This window comes from Pararhizobium sp. PWRC1-1 (assembly GCF_049897905.1).
GTDB lineage: Bacteria > Pseudomonadota > Alphaproteobacteria > Rhizobiales > Rhizobiaceae > Pararhizobium.
Genome location: NZ_JAFCXE010000003.1, coordinates 231,404 through 253,591 on the forward strand (window position 1 = coordinate 231,404; position 22,188 = coordinate 253,591).

At 58.4% G+C, this 22,188-nt stretch carries 12 protein-coding genes; 7 read left to right on the forward strand and 5 right to left on the reverse strand.

All coding sequences use genetic code 11. From position 1 onward, the window contains the following. Nucleotides 1-14: 14 nt before the first annotated feature. Both rfbD and rfbA read left to right on the forward strand, forming a co-directional pair. On the forward strand, nucleotides 15-920 hold the full coding sequence (rfbD, locus tag ACP7E0_RS07070) for a dTDP-4-dehydrorhamnose reductase (RefSeq protein ID WP_426123878.1): 906 nt from the start codon (nucleotides 15-17) through the stop codon (nucleotides 918-920). Further along, complete coding sequence (rfbA, locus tag ACP7E0_RS07075; RefSeq protein WP_426123879.1) at nucleotides 917-1,783, forward strand: glucose-1-phosphate thymidylyltransferase RfbA; 867 nt, start codon at nucleotides 917-919, stop codon at nucleotides 1,781-1,783. The genes rfbD and rfbA overlap by 4 nt, the downstream gene beginning before the upstream one ends. 375 nt (nucleotides 1,784-2,158) lie before the next feature. On the opposite strand, the gene ACP7E0_RS07080 is transcribed toward rfbA, so the two are convergent. Beyond that, the gene (locus ACP7E0_RS07080) at nucleotides 2,159-3,139 is read right to left on the reverse strand and encodes a polysaccharide biosynthesis/export family protein (RefSeq protein ID WP_426123880.1); all 981 of its coding nucleotides are present in this window, start codon (nucleotides 3,137-3,139) and stop codon (nucleotides 2,159-2,161) included. A gap of 1,032 nt (nucleotides 3,140-4,171) precedes the next feature. Between ACP7E0_RS07080 and ACP7E0_RS07085 the strand changes: the two genes are divergently transcribed. The 5 genes from ACP7E0_RS07085 (at nucleotide 4,172) to ACP7E0_RS07105 (ending at nucleotide 17,066) form a co-directional block, all read left to right on the forward strand. Then, on the forward strand, nucleotides 4,172-11,758 hold the full coding sequence (locus ACP7E0_RS07085; protein WP_426123881.1) for a type I polyketide synthase: 7,587 nt from the start codon (nucleotides 4,172-4,174) through the stop codon (nucleotides 11,756-11,758). Continuing rightward, nucleotides 11,755-13,170, forward strand: a complete 1,416-nt coding sequence (locus ACP7E0_RS07090; protein WP_426123882.1) for an aminotransferase class I/II-fold pyridoxal phosphate-dependent enzyme — start codon at nucleotides 11,755-11,757, stop codon at nucleotides 13,168-13,170. Before ACP7E0_RS07085 ends, ACP7E0_RS07090 begins: the two co-directional genes overlap by 4 nt. Before the next feature lie 57 nt (nucleotides 13,171-13,227). Next, nucleotides 13,228-14,028 carry an SDR family oxidoreductase gene (locus tag ACP7E0_RS07095; protein WP_426123883.1) on the forward strand — a complete coding sequence of 267 codons (801 nt, stop codon included), beginning with the start codon at nucleotides 13,228-13,230 and terminating at the stop codon, nucleotides 14,026-14,028. 82 nt (nucleotides 14,029-14,110) lie between these two features. Further along, nucleotides 14,111-15,736 carry an LTA synthase family protein gene (locus ACP7E0_RS07100; RefSeq protein ID WP_426123884.1) on the forward strand — a complete coding sequence of 542 codons (1,626 nt, stop codon included), beginning with the start codon at nucleotides 14,111-14,113 and terminating at the stop codon, nucleotides 15,734-15,736. A gap of 31 nt (nucleotides 15,737-15,767) precedes the next feature. Beyond that, a complete protein-coding gene (locus ACP7E0_RS07105; RefSeq protein WP_426123885.1) occupies nucleotides 15,768-17,066 on the forward strand; it encodes a capsule biosynthesis protein in 1,299 nt (432 codons plus the stop codon). A gap of 67 nt (nucleotides 17,067-17,133) precedes the next feature. Here the strand turns inward: ACP7E0_RS07105 and ACP7E0_RS07110 are convergent, their stop codons facing one another. From ACP7E0_RS07110 to secD, 4 genes are all read right to left on the reverse strand, one after another. After that, nucleotides 17,134-18,144, reverse strand: a complete 1,011-nt coding sequence (locus ACP7E0_RS07110; protein WP_426123887.1) for a KpsF/GutQ family sugar-phosphate isomerase — start codon at nucleotides 18,142-18,144, stop codon at nucleotides 17,134-17,136. Nucleotides 18,145-18,288: 144 nt separating this feature from the next. Further along, nucleotides 18,289-18,753, reverse strand: a complete 465-nt coding sequence (locus ACP7E0_RS07115) for an RrF2 family transcriptional regulator (protein ID WP_426123888.1) — start codon at nucleotides 18,751-18,753, stop codon at nucleotides 18,289-18,291. A gap of 152 nt (nucleotides 18,754-18,905) precedes the next feature. Next, entirely contained in the window at nucleotides 18,906-19,136 is a 231-nt protein-coding gene (locus tag ACP7E0_RS07120) for a hypothetical protein (RefSeq protein ID WP_426123889.1), read from the reverse strand. A 497-nt stretch (nucleotides 19,137-19,633) separates the two neighbouring features. Continuing rightward, on the reverse strand, nucleotides 19,634-22,165 hold the full coding sequence (secD, locus tag ACP7E0_RS07125) for a protein translocase subunit SecD (protein ID WP_426123890.1): 2,532 nt from the start codon (nucleotides 22,163-22,165) through the stop codon (nucleotides 19,634-19,636). Nucleotides 22,166-22,188 lie beyond the last annotated feature (23 nt).

A 22,188-nucleotide genomic window follows, 5' to 3' on the forward strand; every position in this document is an offset into this window, starting at 1 on the left:
AGGGAGCTCGCAGTATGCGGATTCTGGTGACGGGCGGGACTGGACAGGTCGGAAGGGCGCTTTCTTTGTTCCCCTGGCCCGCCGGCGTTGAGATTGTGTGCCCCTCGCGGCACATGCTGGATCTTACCGATCCGGCTGCGGTCGAGGCTTTCATTGTTGATGGCGGGTTTGATGCTGTCATCAATCCTGCAGCCTATACCGCTGTCGACAAGGCCGAGAGCGATTGGCTGGCAGCCTGGACGGTCAATGTGCTTGGCCCCGCTGCCATCGCCGCCGCGACCCGGAAGGCAGGCATTCCCATGCTGCATGTTTCCACGGATTATGTGTTCGACGGTTCGAAGGCCGGCGCGTATCACGAGGACGATCCAATCCATCCGGCCGGTGCCTATGGCGCTTCAAAAGCCGCAGGTGAGCTGGCCGTTCGCACTGGAAACCCGCGTCATGTCATCCTGCGGACATCCTGGGTCTTCTCCTCGCACGGCAACAATTTTGTCAAGACGATGTTACGGCTGGCAGCGGACCGGCCGCTGCTACGCGTCGTTGACGACCAGTATGGTTGCCCTACTGCAGCTGGCGATATCGCCGCCACGCTGGCGACGATCGCGCTGCGCATGATCGGGGACCCGAACGCGCCTACAGGGACCTATCATTTTTCAAATGAGGGACCGGTGACATGGTGCGGTTTCGCACGCGAAATCTTCCGTCAGCGCTCATCGGCCGGTCTTACTGCGCCGAATGTCGAAGGCATCACCACAGCGGATTACCCCACCCCGGCCAAGCGCCCTGCCAATTCCGTATTGAGTACTAAGAAACTCGTGGAAGACTACGCCATCCGCCCCCGCCCTTGGACAACCGCACTTGCGGAAACACTGGCCGAGATTGACCAGAGAGAAAACAATTCTGCGGAGACAATTCTATGAAGGGTATTATCCTTGCCGGCGGTTCCGGAACTCGACTTCATCCGGCAACGCTGGCCGTCAACAAGCAGCTGATCCCGATCTACGACAAGCCGATGATATACTACCCGCTGTCGGTTCTGATGCTGGCGAATATCCGCGATATCCTGATCATCTCCTCTCCGGAGTACATTGAAAGCTACCGGCGCCTTTTTGAGGACGGCTCACGCTGGGGGCTGAACATCTCCTACGCCGAACAGCCAAGCCCCGATGGCCTGGCGCAAGCCTTTACAATCGGAGCAGAATTCATCGGCAGTGACCATGTCGCGCTGGTTCTCGGTGATAACATTTTCTTTGGCGCCGGGATCAGCGAGCTTCTGGCCAATGCGCGCGAGCGCAAGACCGGCGCAACGGTGTTTGCCTATGAGGTAACGGACCCGGAGCGCTATGGTGTTGTGGAGCTCGATGCGACTGGCAAAGCGCTGTCGCTTGAGGAAAAACCGGTAAAGCCGAAATCCAGCATGGCCGTCACTGGTCTCTACTTCTATGACAACAAAGTCGTAGAATATGCCCGCAATCTGAAGCCATCCGCACGTGGCGAATATGAAATCACCGATATCAATCGCATCTACATGGAATCGGGAAGTCTCTTCGTCGAACGCATGTCTCGCGGCTACGCCTGGCTCGATACCGGAACACACGACAGCCTGCTTGAGGCAGCGGAGTTCGTTCGCACAATCCAGCACCGCCAGGGCACCAGCGTGGCCTGCATCGAAGAGATCGCTTATCTCAACGACTGGATTTCACGCGACAAGTTGATCGAGTATGGCAAGCTGTATTCTAAAACGGCTTATGGCAAATATCTGCTGAGGCTGGCGGAAGATTGAGTTCACTTAAAGATCGGCTGCCGATCCCGGCGGAATAGAAGCGCTATTATCACTTTTAGAGGTGAGATTCTGCCGGTTTAGTTGGTCCGGGCAATGACAAAGTCTACCAGTGACCTTCGTCATTTGCCTGGTTGGGCGGAGGAAAATCCACCCAGCAGGCAGGCTGCTTTCCTTTTGAAAACGGGCTGGGATGTTTGTCGTCGAGATTTGCGCCACCGTTCGCCGACTTGTTTTTGTCGAGGGTCAGAGCCTTTGGGAGGCGTGTCGGGGCTTCGGCTTAAACCGGCAGACGGTTTCCAAGATTTGCCGTTTGCCGCTCCCGTCGGGGGATACGCGCACCAAACGAGTTGATAAGCCGCTTCACGACTACTGAGCCTAATTACCCAAATCGTTAATATTCGCAGCGAACGATGCACCCTGTGCGACCGGAGCCACGGTCGTGCTCACGAGTGTCGAGAATTTCCTGATTTCGGCGAGGGACGAGTTGGCGATGTAGATCAGGTCGCGGTTCTTGATTCTGAAGTTCTTCAGGATGAAGAATCCGCTCGGGTCCTTCAAATCCACCTGATAGATGACATTGACCGTACCGTCGGCATGCATGGAACGCGCATTCGGCGCGAAAGGGCGAACGAGCTCGACTGGCTCCTGACGATAGACGAAAACGCCCTTGGCGTTTGCTCTCTCGTCATTGAGGCCGCCCACCTTAGCCAACCCCTGATTGAGATACAGCTGCGACTCATCGAACTGCAGGGAGGCATTGGCCATTGACGCACCAAAAACTGTGAAACTCCGCGGCTGCCGGATCAGCGTGACAACGTCGTTGGATTGAACGTAGATGTTCTCACGCGGGTCCGAAATCAGCTGTTCCATCGGGATGGTTTCAGTTTTCATGCCGCGCGTGATCTGCACGGCCAGCTGATGCAATTCCATCCGCGGACCGCCTGCGGTCGCAATGATATCGAGCAGACGCTCGCCACCAGGCGTCAGCGGAATACGGCCGCTTGCCGCAACCTCGCCGGTTACGGTCACCGTGTTCGAGTTGTTCTTGACGACATTGACGAGCACCTGGGGCTCGACGGCCATCCTGCTCAACGCCTTCTCGATCGTTACCTTTACATCTTCCGGGCTTTGGCCAGCAACCTTGATGGTGCCTGCATACGGAACCGAGATCGTTCCCCTCTCCGATACAAGCTGCACAGGAATTTGCGCGCCGCCTTGCTGACTCGTCCCAGCCGAAAACAACCCATTTTCAGAGGCTTCCCATATCGACACGGTCACCGCATCGCCGACGCCGATACGCGAGGAACTCTGCTTGCGCGCACCACCGAATGCCGCCGATAGCGGCCGCTCCTGCACGCGCGCAAGCGAATCTGCGACGGCCTGCGTTACCGGAATCAGGACATATGGGGTTTCAGCGGCCTTAGAGCCCGATTGAATGGTCCCCGCACTTGGCCCAGAACTGGGCAGACCGGTGCAAGAGGATAACACCAAAAGCGATGATGCTGCGCCGGACAGGAGTAAAAATCGGATAGAAGGTCGCATTCAATTCAACTTTCAGCCTTGATCATCAAGGTGTCTCACGGGATTTCGCCAGCATGACTAGCTTAGCAAGGGCTGCCGATCAAGAGCGCATCCCCGTTCCTTTCTGGATCAGAATTATGTCAAAGAGTTTAAGGAATTCACTAATGCTAATCGGCAACACTTCCGCCGATATCCATCACCTGAGACCAGGTCTGCAACGGCCGGCGTTCAGATTTGACAATGATGATAGCCGTGATCGATGGTTGAAAACGTTCGGAATCAATGCCTCATCGCTCTTGAGATTTCCTTTATCCGATAAATGATCTCGGCGTCATCCCGGATGAGCTCTTTGCCCCAAAAGGATCGGCTCCCCTTTTTGATCCGCAAGAATTTTGGCTTTCGACAGCGACAGCTTGGCCATCGCACCGGCCTGCTACGGTACAATTTAGAACTTTCTCCAAAAAAACACTCTTAAATTGACCATGTGGATGATATTTGAAATACTTTGCTACCGTAGCATTCCAAACAGTCGGATTTTCAGGTCCGCATAAAGCGCTATCACGCCTCAATAATAGACGGTCAACACTCGTATCAGCCTTGAATATTCGCAGCTGCCTTCCGCTAATAGTTTGCTCACAATGGTTATCGTGTGTTTCTATAATTGTATTGGAGTGCGGACTACCCTGTGTATGGTCGCATATGGGGGTTGAAAGCCGGTGAACATGGGGTAAAAGGGCCGCAATATAGCTGGCATTGAAGTCATGACGAGACGATCCGACTGATCGGGGAAGAAGTTCCAATTGCTTTTTCGCGTATCACGTGCAATCAGCGAAACAACTCACAGCAGTTTAGAGCGTTCGATAAAATATGACAGTTGAAATCATAGGGCGCGCTTGTCTCGCCCCGGGGGCAAATTCACCACAGGCGTTGTTTCGTGTTTTGCGCCAAGGCAAATGCACCGTCACGCGCATACCGTCGGATCGTTGGGATCTTGCTCGCTTCTGGCATCCCGTCATTGGCAATCCGGGCAAGACCTATTCCTTCGCCGCCGGCGTGCTCGACAGTATCTATGATTTCGATCCGGCTGCCTTCGGCATGTCGCAGCGCGAAGCCATGTATATGGACCCGCAGCAGCGGGTGCTTTTGCAGTTGGCCTGGCGGGCGCTTGAGGATGCCAATATTTCCGTGCCGTCGCTGCATGGTGAAAATGTCGGCGTCTATATCGGTGCATCAAGCCTCGATCATGCCAACCTGACCGTCGAGGATCCAGCTGCCGCCGGCCCGTATTTCATGACCGGAAACACGCTTTCGATCGTTTCCAATCGTATTTCCCACATTTTCGGTCTGAGCGGCCCGAGCATGACGGTCGATACCGCGTGTTCTTCGTCGCTGGTTGCGCTCGATCAGGCGATGCGCGCGTTGAACGCGGGCGAAATCGATACGGCTATCGTTGGCGGCATCAACATCCTTGCCCACCCGCTGCCGTTCGTCGGATTTGCGCAGGCGCGCATGCTGTCGCCGGAAGGGCTTTGCCGCGCCTATGACAATGACGGTGCGGGCTATGTACGCGCCGAGGGCGGCGTCGTGTTCGTTCTGCGCCGTTCCGACAGGGCACGGCAGGAAAAGGACCGCAGCTACGCCAAGATCGTCGCTACAGGCGTCAATTCGGCCGGTCGAACCAACGGCATTTCCCTGCCGTCGCGCGAAGCTCAGGCCAACCTGCTGCGCGCTATCTATGAAGGCAACAATATCGATTCCAACCAGGTTGCCTTCGTCGAAGGTCATGGAACGGGTACCAAGGTCGGCGACCCGTCCGAAGTCTGGTCGATCGGCACGGTGATCGGCGCCAACCGGCGTGCGCCGGTACCGATCGGCTCGATCAAATCGAATATCGGTCATACGGAGCCGGCATCCGGCCTGTTCGGCATGCTCAAGGCCGTCATGGCGCTTGAAAACAACTACCTTCCAGCATCGCTGCATTTCGAAACCCCGAACGAAAATATCGATTTCGACGGGTTGAACGTCCGCGTTACAGCAAATCCGATCGAACTGCTGCGGGGCAAGCGAGCGCGCTTGGCCGGCATCAACTCCTTCGGCTTTGGCGGCGCCAATGCCCACGTCGTCATCAGCGATCCGGATCCCGTTCAGGACGAACGTAGCCGCAACAACGCCACCGGCCATGTTTTCATGGCAAGCGCCCATACGGTCGGCAGCCTTGAGGAATTGCTGAAGTCGTACAAATCGACGTTTGCCAAAACCTCCAGGGACGAAGCGCGGGCCGTTATCGCCGCGTCCGGTGCCAACCGTACGCAGATGCGCCACCGCTTTGCAGCGCGCAGCGACCATCCCGAAGACATTATTCGCGCCATTGCCAGCCACCTTGAAAAGCCGGCATCCGATATCGGCGAAACCGGCGAAGCAGTGACGAAGGACGCGAAGGTAGCCTTCGTCTTCTCCGGCAACGGCTCGCAATGGGCCGGCATGGGTGTCGAGGCCTTCCGCGAAAACCTGCATTTCCGCCAGTGTTTCACCTCGGTGAGTGCGCTGTTTAAGTTCCATTCCGACATCGTGCTGACCGATCTGCTGACAGATCCGGATCTGGACAAGAAGCTGTCCGACACCAAGTACGCCCAGCCGCTCTTATTTGCGGTCCAGGCGGCACTGTCGGATTCGCTTGTTGCCATGGGCATCAAGCCCACGGCCGTGTTCGGTCATTCGGTCGGTGAAATCGCTGCCGCCTATGCGGCCGGCGCGCTTTCCCTCGTCGATGCTGTCGCGATCGTTGCCAAGCGTTCGCTGCACCAGGATCCCCTGGCTGGTCAGGGCACGATGGCGGCAGCAATGCTGGGCGAAGACGCAGCCAAAGCCTTTGCCAAGTCACGCGGACTTGAGCACATCTGTGTTGCGGCCATCAACGCCCACAATTCGGTGACGATTTCCGGCCCTGCACACGAGGTTTCCGCCTTCCGCGACGCCGCCCGCAAGGCGAAGATTCCCGTCCAGATTCTCGATATCAACTATCCGTTCCACCACCCGATCATCGATCGGGCCAAGAAAGCCTTCCTCGCCGATATTCCGGACATCGCGCCACGCAAATCGGAGCTTGCCTATCTGTCTACCGTCACCGGCGCGCGCATGGACGGTACGCAGCTTGATCCGGATTACTGGTGGAAGAACGTTCGTGAGCCGGTCCGCTTCCAGGCAGCGACCGAAGCAGCCATCGCACTCGGCTGCAGTCTGTTCATCGAAATTTCGCCACGCCCGATCCTTTCGTCCTATCTGAAGGAAACGGTTAAGCAGGCTTCCATTCCCGGGACCGTCGTTCCGACACTGTTGCGCGATGTCGGCGAAAAGGGTCAAGACCCTATTTCGCGGGCGATGGCGCGGGCAATTGCCCATGGCGCTGCCTTCGATGAGACGCGCCTGTTCGGCAAGCGCAACGCCTTCGTCCGTCTGCCGAACCTGCCGTTCGAGCCAGCGGAATTGCGCCCACCATCGACAAGCGATGCAGCCGATCTGTTCGGCCGCGGCTCCAAGACACCGTATACGCTTGCAGGCTGGCGCGCCGATCTCAACAGCGGTAGTTGGAAGAACCATGTCGATGCGCATCTGTTCCCCGATCTCGCGGAACACATTGTCGACGGCAAGGCTATCCTGCCGGGCAGCGGCTTCATCGAGATCGCCATCTCGGCAGCGCAGCAATATTACGGCACGTCAGAGGTCGATATTACCAATCTGGAGATCGTGCGGCCGCTGGAGCTTGCCGACACCCGGATGATGGAGCTCTCGACCATCCTGTCGCCGGAAACAGGAGATATCGAAATCCGCTCGCGTGAGCGCCTTTCCGAAGACGATTGGGCTGTTCATGCGGTGGCGAGAAGCCGCAAACCGATCCCATCGGATGCGGTGGTCTCCGCAAACCATTTCGCCAATCTGGAAAAGACAGCAACGGTAACGCCTGCGAAGGCTTACGAAACTGCGCGGCAGTTCGGCCTCGACTACGGTCCGCGTTTCCAGCTGATGGCCAAGGCCGTTTCCTATGGCGACCGCTTCATCGATGTGGAACTGAAGGAACCTGAGCAGGCAGGAAACCCGTTCGTCACGTACAGCCTTAATCCGATTTCCGTGGACGCCACGTTCCACGGGCTCGTTGCCCTGTTTGATCGCTTCACAGGCGAAGCAGGCGGCGCACCTTACATTCCGGTGCGGTTTGGCACGGTGCGGTTGACCAACTCGGGGATGACCGTCAAGCGGGCTGTGGTCGAGATCGAGCGTATCAGCGCCAATTCGATCAAGGCGAAATTCCGTTTCTTCGGCAAGGGCGGCGAGATTATTGCAGCCTTCGACGATTGCCGGTTCCGCCGAACTTACCTGCGCCAGCACAAGACGCTGGACATGCTGTCGTTCCACTACGAAGCCGTGCCCTCCGATCGCGCTGCCCCGCACGTGGGGCTAGAGCGCACACATCTGCTGCCCATGCCATTAATTGCAGCGACGGACGACAGCGGTATCGATAACGCGACGCTTCTGTTCAACGCGGCGATCTATCGCGCCTGCCATGAAATCGCGCTCAAGCTTAGCAAGGGAACCGCCAAGATCGATACGCGGTCGCTGCCCGGCGATTTCGCGTTCCGCTGCTTCCTGGCCAACTGTCTCTATGTTCTCGAAGATGCTGGCCTGTGCGAACACAAGGGTGGCAGCTGGAAAATCGCCGCGGAATACTCGCTGCCTCCGGTGGGCGATATTCTCAAGGAACTCTATGGCGAACGCTCCGAGCGCGCCGTCGAGGCTGTGCTGATCAACAATTCCTACGCTGAAACGCTCGACCGGATCGACAGTCTTTTTGCCTCCGAGATATCGGGCACCGAGATTGACGCAGCAGGCAAGCCGCAAGGCTTCATCAGCGATGCGACCCTCGACCACCAGACCGTCCATTCCGAATCCACTCGCCAGCGCATGAATCTGGTTCTGGCGGCGGTCGAAAAGGTGCTTACCTGCGAAAACGGCAAGACCGGCTTGCGGATCGTCGAAGCCGGCACCGTTTCGGCCGGCTTCACCCGCAAGCTCGCGACACTGGCTGCAAGACACGATGCCAGCCTGATCGTGGTCGAGCCACGTGAAAATTCCCAGCGCAATCTGGAAATCGCCTTCGAGGAGGACGCTCATGTTCGCGTCTTGAAAAAGGATGCGTTCGCAACGCTTCCGGCCTTCGATCTCGTTGTCAGCGCTTCGGATACGATTTTCACGCTGATCGACGAAGACGGTGCGATCCGCAACGCCTTGCGGGTCTGCCTGCGGGAAAATGGCGCCCTAATCGCGGCGACCAACGCGCCGACGGTGTTCAGCGACTTCGCTTTCGGGTTGACCGAGAGCTGGTTTGCCCGGACCCAGGCCGTCGAGTTCCCGATCGGCAAGCTGGCCACGGTGACGCAATGGCAGAAGGACCTGACAGATCTGGGACTGCGCAATATCACTGTTGAAGACCGCGAATTGCCTTACGGCAACATCATCACCGTTGAAGCGCAAGGCGGCCTGTTTACGGATACGGTGCAGCCTGCTGATGCGCAGTCTGCGGATGTCGTCAATCCGGTACTTGTCCTGCACGACGGCAGTGTTTCGAGCCTGCACAATACGCTGCCTTCCGGCAAGGAAGCCATTCAGGCTCCCCTCGTGCAGGTTCAGCTGACGGGTGATTTCAATGCAGACAAAGACAAAATCACTGAAGCCCTCGCAGGGCTGAACGAAAAGCCTGTACGGGCAGTCTATCTCTCGTCGGCAACCGCGTCAGACCGCAGCCAGGACTCGGCCGCTCTGCAAAATCGCGTGCTCTCGCTCAGCGCTTTTGCCGAAGCGTTGCGCCAGCATTATGCGCATGCTGAACCATCGGCCGATCAGCGCCCTCACCTCGTGATCGCAGCTCCCGGCGGAGCGCCCGTCACGCTGGCTGCGCGCAATCAGGATGCGCCGGGTTCAAGCGTTAACAGTGGCCTGTGGGCATTCGCCCGCGTGCTTCAAAACGAATATGATTTCCTCGATATTCATTCGCTCGATTTCACCGGCCCCAAGACCGGGACCGGCAATCAGCTTGCCGCCGCCCTCTCGATACTCAGTGAGACCGGCGCAAACCGCGAATGGCTGCTCGATGCAGCAAGCGGCATCCTTTCGGAAATCCGTGCTGTTCCCGGCCCGGTCGATCAAGGCCTGCGCAAGACGACCGATTTCATGGCCGCGACTATCCGCCAGCGGGTCAGCTCGCAGGTCGGCAGCATTGCCTGGGAACAATCAGAAATCCCGCAGGCGGGCCCGGACGATGTTGTCGTTGCCGTTGCGGCCACCGGCCTCAACTTCCGTGACGTCATGTGGGCGATGGGACTTCTGCCGGAAGAAGCGCTGGAAGACGGCTTTGCCGGCGCGACGATTGGCATGGAACTGTCCGGCCATGTTGTCGCCATTGGCAGCAGCGTCAGGGATCTTTCAGTCGGCGATGCCGTGATGGCGATCGCGCCCGCAGCCTTTTCCACCCATGTCGTTGTTTCCCGGTCGGGTGTCGCCAGACTGCCGGAAACCGTCAGCCCCGTGGCGGCCGCCACCGTGCCGGTTGCGTTCCTCACAGCCTATTACGCAATGATCGAGCTTGGCCGCATCCGCGCCGGCGAAACGATCCTGATCCACGGTGCCGCTGGCGGTGTTGGCCTCGCAGCCCTGCAGGTTGCCAAGCTTGCCGGTGCCAAGGTGATCGCCACGGCAGGTACGCGCGAGAAGCGCCGCTTCCTGAAGATGCTCGGCGCCGACCACGTCTTTGACTCGCGCTCGCTAGCCTTCGTCAACGACATTCTCGGTGTCACCGGCGGCGAAGGGGTCGATCTCGTTCTGAACTCGCTGTTTGCCGAGGCCATGGAGCAGAGCTTGTCGCTGGTAAAGCCATTCGGCCGTTTCCTGGAACTGGGCAAGCGCGACTATTACGCCGACAGCAAGATCGGCCTGCGGCCGTTCCGCCGCAACATCAGCTATTTCGGCATCGATGCCGACCAGCTCTTGGTCAACGCACCGGATCTGACAAAACGGATTTTTACCGAGATCGGTGCGCTGTTCGAAGAGGGCAAGCTTGTGCCCCTGCCCTACCGCGCCTTCGGTTTCGACGAAATCGGCAATGCTTTCCGCTTGATGCAGAATGCCGGCCATATCGGCAAGATCGTCGTGCTGCCACCTGTCGCTGGGCAGGATGAAGTCGCCAAGCGACCGGCCCGCCGCATGGTGGTCGATAGCCAGGGCGTCCATCTGGTCGTTGGCGGCATCGGTGGGTTCGGCCTTGCTGCAGCCAACTGGCTGGTCGACAAGGGTGCACGCAACATTGCGCTTGCTACACGCCGCGGCATCGCCGACGCCGAAACCCTCGAAATGATCAAGCGGTGGGAAAGCAAGGGCGTTTCTGCAAGCGTTCACGCCTGCGACGTCACCGATGAGGCTGCAGCGGATACATTGTTGACGACGCTGCGCCAGATTGGGCCTTTGAAGACCGTTGTTCATGCAGCCATGGTCCTTGACGATGCGTTGATCAACAATCTCAGCCGCGAGCGCAACCGTCCGGTCATCGACGTGAAGGTACAGGGCGCTGCCGTTCTCGACCGGCTGACGCGGTCCGATGCGCTCGACCATTTCATCATGTTCTCATCAGCGACAACGCTGGTCGGCAATCCCGGCCAAGCCAACTATGTGGCGGCGAACGGTTACCTCGAGGGCCTTGCACGCGCACGGCGGCTTGAAGGCCTGCCGGGTCTGGCGATCGGCTTCGGCGCGATCGCTGACAAGGGCTACTTGGCGCAGAACACCGACGTTAACGATCTGCTCTCCAAGCGCATCGGTAAGACCGCGCTGAAGGCACAGTCTGCCCTCGATCAGGTCGAGAGCTATATCCGATCCGATCCGGGCACGGTCGATGCGGCGGTGGCGATGATCTCGGAACTCGATTGGGCGGCTGCGCGCAATCTTCCGGTGGTTCGCAACGCGCTGTTCGAGGTTATCCTGCGGACAGCCGACCAGCACACGTCCGGGAGTGACGGCAAGACCATGGATCTCGTGGCGATGATCGAAGGAAAATCGCCGCAGGAGGCCGAAGATATTCTCTATGATCTGGTCGCCAACGAGATTGCCGCTATCCTGCGCGTGTCGAAGGACACGATCTCACGTAACAAGATCCTGAAGGAAATCGGCCTCGACAGTTTGATGGCCGTGGAACTTGGTATCAGCTTCCAGCAGAATACCGGCTTTGATATGCCGTTGAGCGGCGTTGCCGACAACACGACTGTCGGCGACGTGGCGCGCAAGCTTTATGACAAGGTCAGCAAGCGGGATCACGGCAGCGACGAGGACAGCGAGCCGGCGGACAACAAGATCGTCAACGAGCTCACCCAGCGCCATACCGGCACGGGTACAGAAAAGGCAGCGAGCCAATGAGCAAGGACGAGGAACGCAAAAACGTTTCGAAGATGAACAGCAGCGTGAAGGAAAACCTGCTGGACAAGATGCGCAACGCGCATCAATCTTCGGAGCGTAACCGCATGGCCCGCTCCGAGCGGGACGTTCCGCCGCCGGTCAGACGCAAGCACACAAAGTTTGAAGACTTGCCGGAATACAAGCAGGTACAGACCCAGAAGATTGCCAGCGCGCAGCTGGGCATCGACAACCCCTTCTACCGGGCGCACCAGACGGCCGCGGGGGCGACGACCATCATCGACGGCCGCAAGCTGATCAACTTCGCGTCTTATGACTATCTCGGCCTCAATCGCCACCCGCATGTCCTGGCCCAGGCCCGCGACACCATCAACACCTTCGGTATTTCCGCATCCGCCAGCCGGCTGGTCGCAGGCGAGCGCCCGGCGCATGCCGAACTGGAAGAGCGCATCGCCGCCTTCTACGGCGTCGAGGCTTCCGTCTGCTTCGTCAGCGGCTACCTCACCAATGTCGCGGCGATCAGCTGCCTGATGGGGCCTAAAGACCTGGTCGTGCATGACGAGTTCATTCACAACAGCGCGCTGGCCGGTATCAAGCTCTCGGGCGCCACACGCCGTTTGTTCAAGCACAATGATGCGAACGACTTGGAACACGTGCTGCGCACTGTCGCAGGCGATTATCGCCGTATCCTGGTGATTGTCGAAGGCGTCTATTCGATGGACGGCGACATCGCCAACCTGCCCGCCATCATGAAGCTCAAAGCCGAATATGGCTTCTGGCTGATGGTGGACGAAGCCCACTCGCTGGGCATTCTCGGCAAGCGCGGTAAAGGCACGTTCGAACATTTCGGCATCGATCCCCGCCAGGTTGACATCTGGATGGGAACGCTTTCCAAGACGACATCAAGCTGCGGCGGCTATATCGCCGGCAGCGCTGCGCTGGCAGCCGTGCTGAAGGCGACGGCGGGCGGTTTCGTCTACAGCGTCGGCCTTGCGCCGGTTCTCACCGCATCGGCCATCGCAAGCCTCGATATCCTGGAAAGCGAGCCCGAACGGGTCGCGGCCTTGAGGCGGAATGGCTCACTGTTCCTCAAGCTCGCCCAGGAGGCAGGTCTCGACATTGGTTTGAGCGCCGGTTTCTCCGTGGTTCCCGTTCTGGTTGGCGATTCGCTTCGTGCGGTACAGCTGTCGAACGATCTTCTCGCAGCCGGTATCAATGCCCTGCCGATCATTCACCCGGCGGTGCCCGAAGGCATGGCGCGTCTGCGGTTCTTTATCACCAGCGAACACACGGAGGAGCAGATCCGCCGGACCGTGACGATGACCGCGGAAAAGCTCAAGGATCTCACCGAGCGCAATTTCGGTCTCGCATCGATCGACGTCCAGCAGATGATGAAGATGCTTGCCTCCAGATAAGATTGGCCGCTCCTGGACAGCCGGGCGCACTCTGATGAACCGAACCGGTCTTACTGCATGACTCATGTGATCATTACGGGTGGTTCGAGCGGGATTGGTCTGGCGCTTGCGCGGATTTATGCCGCGCGCGGCGCTCGTATTTCGCTGCTTGCGCGCACGGTTTCCGCCCTTGAGATGGCGCGAGACGAGCTGTCGAACATTCACGGCCACGGCACGATCAGGATCGAACGTGCGGATGTAAATGACGAAGAGCAGACGGTTGCGGCAATTGCCCGATGCGAGGAAGACTATGGCCCTTGCGATATTCTGATCACATCAGCCGGCATCGTCGAGCCCGGATTGTTTGAGACGTTGCCGCCTAACGCCTTCAACCGCCAAATCCAGACAAACCTTTTCGGCAGCATCCACGCGGTGCGCGCGGTCTATTCCGGCATGAAGGCGCGGCGATCCGGCAGGATCATGCTTGTCTCTTCCGGTGCCGGGCTGATCGGCATTCACGGCTACGCGGCCTATTCCACCTCGAAATTTGCCCTGCACGGTTTTGCGGAAGCCTTGCGCTCCGAAGCGAAGCCTTACAGTGTCCGGGTTTCCGTCTGCTTCCCGCCGGATACCGAAACACCGCAGTTTTCCCGCGAACTGGCGGATCGACCGCTCGAGGCCGCAGTGATTATGGGACGCGTCGCGCCGTGGCCCGTGGAGGCGGTTGCAGGCCGGATTGTCCGCGCCGTCGATAGAGGTGAATTCGAGGTGTTTTTCGGGTGGACCCTGTGGGCACTCGGCCGCTTTGGCTCAACGGTAAAACCCTTTCTCAACTGGTGGTTCGATCGTGCCATTCAGCGGATTAATGGACGGCCCTGAACCGGGACAGTCTGCTTGTATCTGCTGACAATAGGATTTAAGTGTCGCTTTCCCGCAGCAATGCATGACAGGCTGGCGGCGGATGAAAGATCGCGAAGGTAATCATTTGGCGCTGACGTCACTCCACATGCACTACCATCCCGTAACGCTGACTGTTTTCTGTTACGCTCTGGCCTGCGCGGTCATCCTGTTCACGGACAAATTCGCTTTGCCCAAACGGGAACGCCGGAAGCACCGGCCTGTATTCAGCCGCAGACGGGCGGCCGTGGATATTCTCGCGCGGCTTCCGATCATCGCCCTGGTCTTTGCCGGCTTCTTTTCGATTTCCTGGCGTCCGCTCTATGCCGGTGCTGGGACCATGAGCTTTTTTGTCATCTTCACCGGCATATCGCGCGCGAAGTATAAGTTCATTCGCGAACCGCTGGTCTTTTCCGATATCGCTCTCGTCGCCGATGTCTTCAAATACAAGTCGATCTTCTACGCAAATTCTCTCAACATTGCCTTCTGGACGGTCGCCTTCCTGTATGTTTTTGGCGTCTCCGGCCTCTACATGTATTTCGAACCGCATATCCTGCCGCAAAGCCATAAGTTTGGCTGGATCATCGCTGCGATCCTGGTCGCCGACCTGCCCTGGGTTCTGTTGTTCTACGGCCCGGTCAACCGGCCAGTGGCGGATTTCGTGCAGCATCTCGTCGGGGTGCCGAACGTAAAGGTGAGTACGATCCGCTTCGGCACCTTTGGTTCCGTGATCTTCCATTTCATCCTCTGGCTTGGCCGCCGGCGTGAGAAGATCATTGCCGAACTGTCCGAACGTTTTTTCGCTGCGGTACAGGACCTGATTGGCCACGATGCCGACAACAAGGCGCCTCTGGTTATCGTCTGGCAGTCAGAATCGTTCATTGACATGCGCCATTGCGGTGTCGACAGCGTCAAGCTGCCAAACATCGACCGGCTACAGAAGCTCGCTATCCAATGGGGACGCCTCGCCACGGTTTTCGAGGGCGGCTATACGCTGCGAACGGAGTTTGCCGTGTTAAGTGGCCTGGTTCCGGACGATCTGCATATCGACGCGACCTATCCCTATCTGCGCGCGAGCCACTATACAGACGTGGTGTGGCCAACGAAGCTGAAGAACGCTGGCTGGAGCACGCATTTCATGCATCCATATGACCGGACATTCTTTCTCCGGCACAAAGCCATGCCACAGCTCGGCTTTGAGAAGATGACCATGCTCAACGATTTCGACCATGATCCGGCGCGGGACGGTCTATATGTCTCCGATGCTGCATTGACCCGCAAGGTCATTGCCGACATCGACAAGCAGACAGACGCCAAGGGCAGCTTTCTGTTTGTCGCCTCGATGGCCAATCATGGGCCGTGGGAGCCCAACCGTGTGCCGGAGCTGACCGACCCTCTTGATATCTATCTCGACATCCTGCAGCAGTCCGACAAAGCTCTTGGCGAACTGATCGATCACTTGAGCAAACTCGACCGGCCTGTCTGGCTGGTTTTCTACGGTGACCACGCGCCATTGCTGAAATCTTTCGCCGACCCGTTCCCCGATCCGCGCACTGACTATTTCATCGTGCCGCTCGCAGGCGCGCGTACACCGCAGAACGCACCGTCATTTCCGCGCAACGAGGAACCCTGGAAGCTGCTGGAAACCATGCTCAAACATGCAAACCTGCGCAAAGACGATCTGCAATAATGCAGGCCGTGTTCGTTGAGAGCCTGTGGTAATGGATTTGAAGCCTATGACGGAGCGGCGCGTCTTCCTTTTCCTGCAGGGACCATCCTCACCGATCTTTGCGAAGATCGCAGACCGGCTGTCAGAGAAGGGTCACGACTGCTTCAGGATCAATCTCAATCCAGGCGATCAGATTTTCTGGCGGCGCAAGGGTGGCTACAATTATCGCGGCCGCGGTGGCGATGAGTGGCGCACTTACATTGGCAGCTTCATCGACCGGCACGGCGTCACCGATATCGTTCTGTTAGGCGAAGAGCGCCCTTACCATCAGATAGCGATTGGCGTTGCCAGAGAGCACGCCGTCGAGATTTCGGTTGTCGAGATGGGGTATCTACGGCCGGATTGGCTGACCCTCGAACGGGGCGGAATGAGTTCGAATTCGCACTTTCCCGCCAGCCCGGAAGAGATCATCGAAGCCGCCCGGGCGCTTGCCGAGCCTGATTGGACCAGACGGTATACTCAGAGCTTTGCGGCCGAAGCAGGATACGATCTTCTCTACAATCTACCGAATGTCTTCCTGTGGTTCCTGTTTCCCCACTATCGCCGCCACGCGCTGTCCCATCCTCTGGCTGAATATGCCGGATGGGTGGTGCGTCTGGCAGGGGGCAAGAACAGAAAGCTGACGGCAGCCGCTCTCATCGACGACCTTCTGGTCGCCAAGGCCCCTTTTTTTGTTTTCCCGTTGCAACTGCAAACCGACTTTCAGCTGCGCGCGCACTCTCCCTATAATGATCAGCGCGAGGCAATTACCGAGGTCCTCACATCTTTCGCGAACCATGCACCACGCGAGGCGCTTCTCGTCGTGAAGGTCCACCCTCTCGACAACGGGCTTATCGGCTGGAAGGCCTATGTGGAGGAATTGGCAACCAGGCTGGGGATCAATCGGCGCGTGCAGTTCCTGGACGGCGGTGATCTGGCGGCACTCTTGGGTCAAGGGGCAGGCACCGTCACTGTCAATTCAACGGTGGGGCTTCATGCCCTGCAAATGGGCAAACCTGTCAAGGTTTTAGGCGCGGCCGTCTTTGACATTGCCAAGCTCAGCGATCAGGCGGAACTTAATCAGTTCTGGAGCGCGCCCACGCCGCCGGAGGACGCGATCCGCAGTGCCTTTTTCCGCCTGCTCGCAGCGGCAATCCAGGTCAGGGGAAATTTCTATTCGGCCGCCGGGACGGATGGCGGTGCCGAAGCGATTGCGCAGAGGCTACACGACCGCTCCGTCAACAAGCCCGGCGCTTTTATCGATCCGCCGCCGAGACGGAGGCCCAAGAAACACACAGCAGGTCGTTTCTGACCTGTGTTATCGTCGTCCTAGCTCTGACGAGCACCCGCACGGTTCGCGCTTTATCGTTCCAGTCAGCTCACGCCACGCCGGCGCGCAACAGGTCGTGAATATGCAGGATACCGCTGGGATGCCCAGCATCATCGACCAGAAACAGCACAGTAACCTTCTGCGCCTGCATGGTTTCCAATGCCGCACTTGCCAGCACGCTACCCTTGATTACCCGCGGGTTGTGCGACATGACGGTATCGACGGTTTCAAGCAGCAGGTCATGTGACATATGCCGGCGCAAGTCGCCGTCGGTGATCACGCCTGCGAGCTTATATTCCCCGTTGGTAATGCCGACGACACCAAAGCCCTTGGACGACATCTGGATAACCGCGTCGCCCATCGGGCTGCCCAGCGGCAGCAAGGGAATGGCCTCGCCATGATGGGCCAGCTCATGGGCGAGCAGAAGCTGTGAGCCGAGTTTGCCTCCAGGGTGGAATGTCTTGAAGTCCTGCGCGGAAAATCCCCGCCGCTCCAAAAGCGCAATAGCGAGTGCATCGCCGACGGCCAGCTGCAACATTGCCGAAGTCGTTGGCGCCAAACCGTGCGGACAGGCTTCCTGAACTTTGGGCAAGGTGATGGCGACAGTGGAATTGCGGGCGAGCAGGCTGTCACTATTGGAGGTGACGGAAACAACCGGAACATTGAAGCGCTTGGCATAAGCCAGCATGTTTCCGAGCTCGACGGTCTCTCCCGACCACGACAAGAGAATGAGCAGGTCTTCCGAGGTGATCATGCCGAGATCGCCGTGGCTGGCTTCCGTCGGATGCACGAAATAGGCTGATGTCCCCGTCGAGGCCAAGGTTGCGGCGATCTTTCGGCCGATATGGCCGCTCTTACCCACGCCGGACACAACCACGCGGCCACGGCCGCGAGCGATCAGTTCAACGGCATCGACAAGGCTGCGGGCAAGCGCCTTATCGGCGGCGAAACAGGTGGCGAGTGCATTGATGCCATCAACGGCGGTCGCGATGGACCGCCCGATCGATTCGATCACAGCTTTTTCTTCCGGGGTGTTCATATCGATTTGCCTGAGACCCATTATCGCCACTCCAAGACCGTGTAGGTCAGTATCCGGTATAGCCGGAGTGGACGCAGATCAAACTAAAAGGGCCAAAACCTACGCTTTTTCGGCAACTGCGCCAAAATCACCAGGGGAAATCATAGGAAAATAGGTTTTTTGATCTCAGCTCGCGCGTTTTGCAACAATTTCGTCGTCCGCAAGGATCCGCTGGCCGGGGTTGCTCACGAAAGCTTCCAGCGTCATCGTATCGAGAATGTCTGCGATGGCATCGCGGACTGTCGTCATAGACCGGCGAACTTCACAGGTATCCGGATCGTTGCAATCGTCACAGACTTCGTAAGCCGTCCGGCTGGCACAGCGGATCGGCGCCAGAGGGCCGTCCAGCGTACGCACGACCTGACCGATGCGGATTTCGGATGCGGGCCGCGACAGCGAATAGCCGCCGCCTGGCCCTTTTTTCGAGCGCAGGATGCCGGCATTTCGGAGTTCCAGCAGAATAGTATCGAGAAACTTCTTCGGGATATTGTTCCGGCTGGCGATCTCGGTAATGAAAGCGGTCTCACCCGGATCAAGCCGAGCCAGATCGACCAGCGCCTTCAATCCGTATTTTCCCTTTTTGGTCAGCATCGCAGTTCGCTCTTTTCACAAACAGGCAAAGAAAACGGCGCCTATCTGCTGATTGCCATCACATAACCCGGCATATCACATGGGAAGCCGTGCCAATATACCGATTTAGTGAAAAGATGGCCAAACTGCGGTTTCTACGGAATATTTATGCTTCACGCCGCTGCGTAGGTCGCAGGTGTGACCGGAGATGCCGGTATCGACAGCGGAGAGCGCTGCGAAACCATCAACTGACGTACAGCCGCCCTCGCCTCGTCGGCTGAACGAAAGTGCCGTGAGTCGAGATCCCAGACATGATACTTCACCGCGACAAACTTCAGCCGGCCTGCATCCGGGACGACGACACCGACAGCTTCTCCAGCGAATTCTATAACCTGCTTGCTCATGGGATAGTGCTCCTACCGCGCCTTGGCGCGGATCATTCAAATCGTGCAACATTCAAAGAAAAGACTGCGTGGAATTCACATTCGCCAGGAGGTGAGAATGCAAAGGTCTTTCGTTGTGCGACAATGGGAATGCGCGCCTCGGAAAGTGGCGATGCGGGCAGTGTCAGACATGGCTCTCTCCTTCGGCAAGGCCCGGCTGGATGCTCTCCGGGCGCGTTACAGGTCTCCGCTGCGGCTCTTGGCATCAGCGAACAGTCACAAGATAAGATAGACCATAAATTTAGTCAATTAAATTTGTCTATCTGCGCAAAAACTACTTCATTCGTCATTTCAGTCGAATGCAGCAAGGCTTGTTCACGAAACGAGATGTCTTGGAATGAAAATCTACTTTTCAGGAACAAACCGAATCGTGTTCACGGGCATTATGTAGGCGCTTCATGAGACGAAAAAAGGGCAGCCGAAGCTGCCCTTTCGATTTTTCTCCATTGAGAAACCGATCAGCTCTTGGCGAGCTCGGTCCCCGGCGCGCGGGTTGCCTCGCGGTCCTTCCACCAGCGGCTGAGGAACAGCAGGATCGGACCACCGATATAGATCGACGAGGTCGTTGCGACGATGACGCCGAAGATCATCGGCCAGGCGAAGCTCTTCACCGCATCGCCACCCCAGATCGCCATTGGCACCAGCGAAAACGCTGTGGCCATCGAGGTGAAGATGCATCGTGCCAGAACCTGGTTGATCGACATGTCGATCAGGTCGGAGAATGGCATCGACTTGTACTTGCGCAGGTTTTCTCGCATGCGGTCGTAGACCACCACCTTGTCGTTCACCGAATAGCCGATCATCGTCAACAGTGCCGCGATGGCCGTCAGATTGAAGTCGATGCCGGTCAGCGCGAAGAAGCCGATCGTCTTGGTGATGTCGAGCAGAAGTACCGCAATGGCGCCGACGGCAAAGTGCCATTCGAACCGCCACCAGATGTAGAACAGGATCGCCAGCATCGCGAGAACGACGGCGAGGAAGCCGGAACGGGCCAGTTCGGCCGAGATCGTCGGGCCGACGACTTCGGTCCGTTCGAAGCTTACATCCGGAATGACCTGGACCACGCCTTCCTTGATCTTGTTCAAGGCAACGGTCTGCTCCTGTTCACTGCCCGGCTGACGCTGGACGCGAATCAGCACCGACTGGTTCTGACCGAATTCCTGCAGTGCCACCTCGCCGAGGCTCAGCCCTTCCAGCTTTTCGCGCAGCTTGGGCAGGTCGAGCACGGATTTCGAGGTCGCTTCCACCTGGATACCACCGACAAAATCGATGCCGTAGTTGAGGCCCGGATGGAAGAACAGAACCACGGAGCTGACCGACAGGAAGGCCGACATGCCGATGGCGATGAAGCGGCCCTTCATGAAGGAGATCTTCGGTATATGCGGCACGCCGCCGAACAGCGACGGGATTTCCAGCTTCTTCATCTTGCGGCGTAGGACGACTTCGCGCATCGCCAGGCGGACGACGGTGATCGAGGTGAACATCGAGATGACGATGCCGAGCATCATGGTGATCGCGAAACCGCGGACCGGACCCGTGCCGAACATGAACAGTAGGATGGTGCCGGAGAGCGTCGTGACGTTACTGTCGATGATGGTCGCATAGGCCTTGTTGAAGCCGATATCGAGCGCCTTCATCGCCCCTGCCCCACCTTCCGTTTCCTCTCGGATACGGGCGTTGATCAGGATGTTGGCATCCACCGCCATGCCGATACCGAGAATGATACCGGCGATACCCGGCAGCGTCAGTGTCGAGCCGAGCATGCCGAGCACACCGATGGTAAGGATCGTGTGCAGCAACAGGCCGAGATTGGCGATCATACCCCAGGCGCCGTAGAGCACGACCATGAGCACGACGACGAGGGCAAAGCCGGCAAGACCGGTATAGATGCCCATGCGGATAGAGTCGGAGCCGAGGTTTGGACCGACCGAACGTTCTTCGATGATGGTCAGCGGTGCCGGCAGGGCGCCGGAACGCAGCAGTGCCGAAAGAACGGTTGCTTCCTGCGCGGTAAAATTACCGCTGATCTGGCCCTGGCCGCCGGGGATCGGTTCGTTGATGCGCGGCGCCGTCAGGACCTTGCCGTCGAGCACGATGGCGAAAGGCAGGCCGACATTGTCGCGGGTGATTTCAGCGAACTGACGCGCACCTTGGCTGTCGAAGGTGAAGGAAACGATCGGTTCGTTGGTCTGCTGGTTGAAGCCGGCCTTGGCGTCGGCGAGACGTTCACCGGAAATCGCCACGCGGCTTTCGACCGCATATTTGGCGCCGTCATTGGTTCCTGGCAGGATGTCAACGCCGCGCGGCGGCGTGGTCGTGTTCGGATCAACCGAGCTATCGACCATGTGGAAGCTCATCTGCGCGGTGGAGCCGAGCAACTGACGCAGGCGCGTCGGGTCCTGCAAGCCCGGCAACTGAACGAGAATACGGTCGGAACCAACGCGCTGGATCAGCGGTTCGGCAACGCCGACCTGGTCGACGCGGCGGCGGATGATTTCAAGGCTCTGGTCGACGGCCGCCGTCATGCGTTCGCTGAGACCGGCTTCCGTGAGCTTGATCGTGATCGTGTCGTCTGCCGCCGCGACTTCGATATCTGAGCTCGCCGTACCGAAACCGAGGGTGCCGGTCGGTGTCGCCAGCTCCCGGATTTTCGGCATCACCTTGTCGCGATCCGCCTGATCGGCGATCTTGACGGCGATGGAATCGCCGGCGATGCGGGCAGAGGATGTCGGGATCCGCTCGGTGCGAAGCGCACCACGAATATCATCGAGCAGCGTGTTGAGACGCGCCTGACGCAGGCCGGCGGCATCGACCTCCAGAACCAGATGGGAACCGCCCTTCAGGTCAAGGCCGAGCGTGACCGGCTTGACCGGCAGGAAGGAGGCGTATTGCTGCTGGACGGACGCCGGCAGGATGTTGGGCAGCGCCGCGAGTATCCCAAAGAGGGTAATCGCGACATAGGCCAGAACGGCCCATTTCGAAGTGCGCATGTTGAGGTTCCATTATAGCCCGC

Excerpts from the sequence above, each read along its gene's own strand:
- rfbD (WP_426123878.1), top strand. The coding sequence starts at position 15 with ATGCGGATTCTGGTGACGGGCGGGACTGGACAGGTCGGAAGGGCGCTT.
- ACP7E0_RS07090 (WP_426123882.1), top strand. The coding sequence starts at position 11,755 with ATGAGCAAGGACGAGGAACGCAAAAACGTTTCGAAGATGAACAGCAGC.
- rfbA (WP_426123879.1), top strand. The coding sequence starts at position 917 with ATGAAGGGTATTATCCTTGCCGGCGGTTCCGGAACTCGACTTCATCCG.
- ACP7E0_RS07110 (WP_426123887.1), bottom strand. The coding sequence starts at position 18,144 with ATGGGTCTCAGGCAAATCGATATGAACACCCCGGAAGAAAAAGCTGTG.
- ACP7E0_RS07115 (WP_426123888.1), bottom strand. The coding sequence starts at position 18,753 with ATGCTGACCAAAAAGGGAAAATACGGATTGAAGGCGCTGGTCGATCTG.
- ACP7E0_RS07085 (WP_426123881.1), top strand. The coding sequence starts at position 4,172 with ATGACAGTTGAAATCATAGGGCGCGCTTGTCTCGCCCCGGGGGCAAAT.
- ACP7E0_RS07100 (WP_426123884.1), top strand. The coding sequence starts at position 14,111 with ATGAAAGATCGCGAAGGTAATCATTTGGCGCTGACGTCACTCCACATG.
- secD (WP_426123890.1), bottom strand. The coding sequence starts at position 22,165 with ATGCGCACTTCGAAATGGGCCGTTCTGGCCTATGTCGCGATTACCCTC.
- ACP7E0_RS07095 (WP_426123883.1), top strand. The coding sequence starts at position 13,228 with ATGACTCATGTGATCATTACGGGTGGTTCGAGCGGGATTGGTCTGGCG.
- ACP7E0_RS07120 (WP_426123889.1), bottom strand. The coding sequence starts at position 19,136 with ATGAGCAAGCAGGTTATAGAATTCGCTGGAGAAGCTGTCGGTGTCGTC.
- ACP7E0_RS07105 (WP_426123885.1), top strand. The coding sequence starts at position 15,768 with ATGGATTTGAAGCCTATGACGGAGCGGCGCGTCTTCCTTTTCCTGCAG.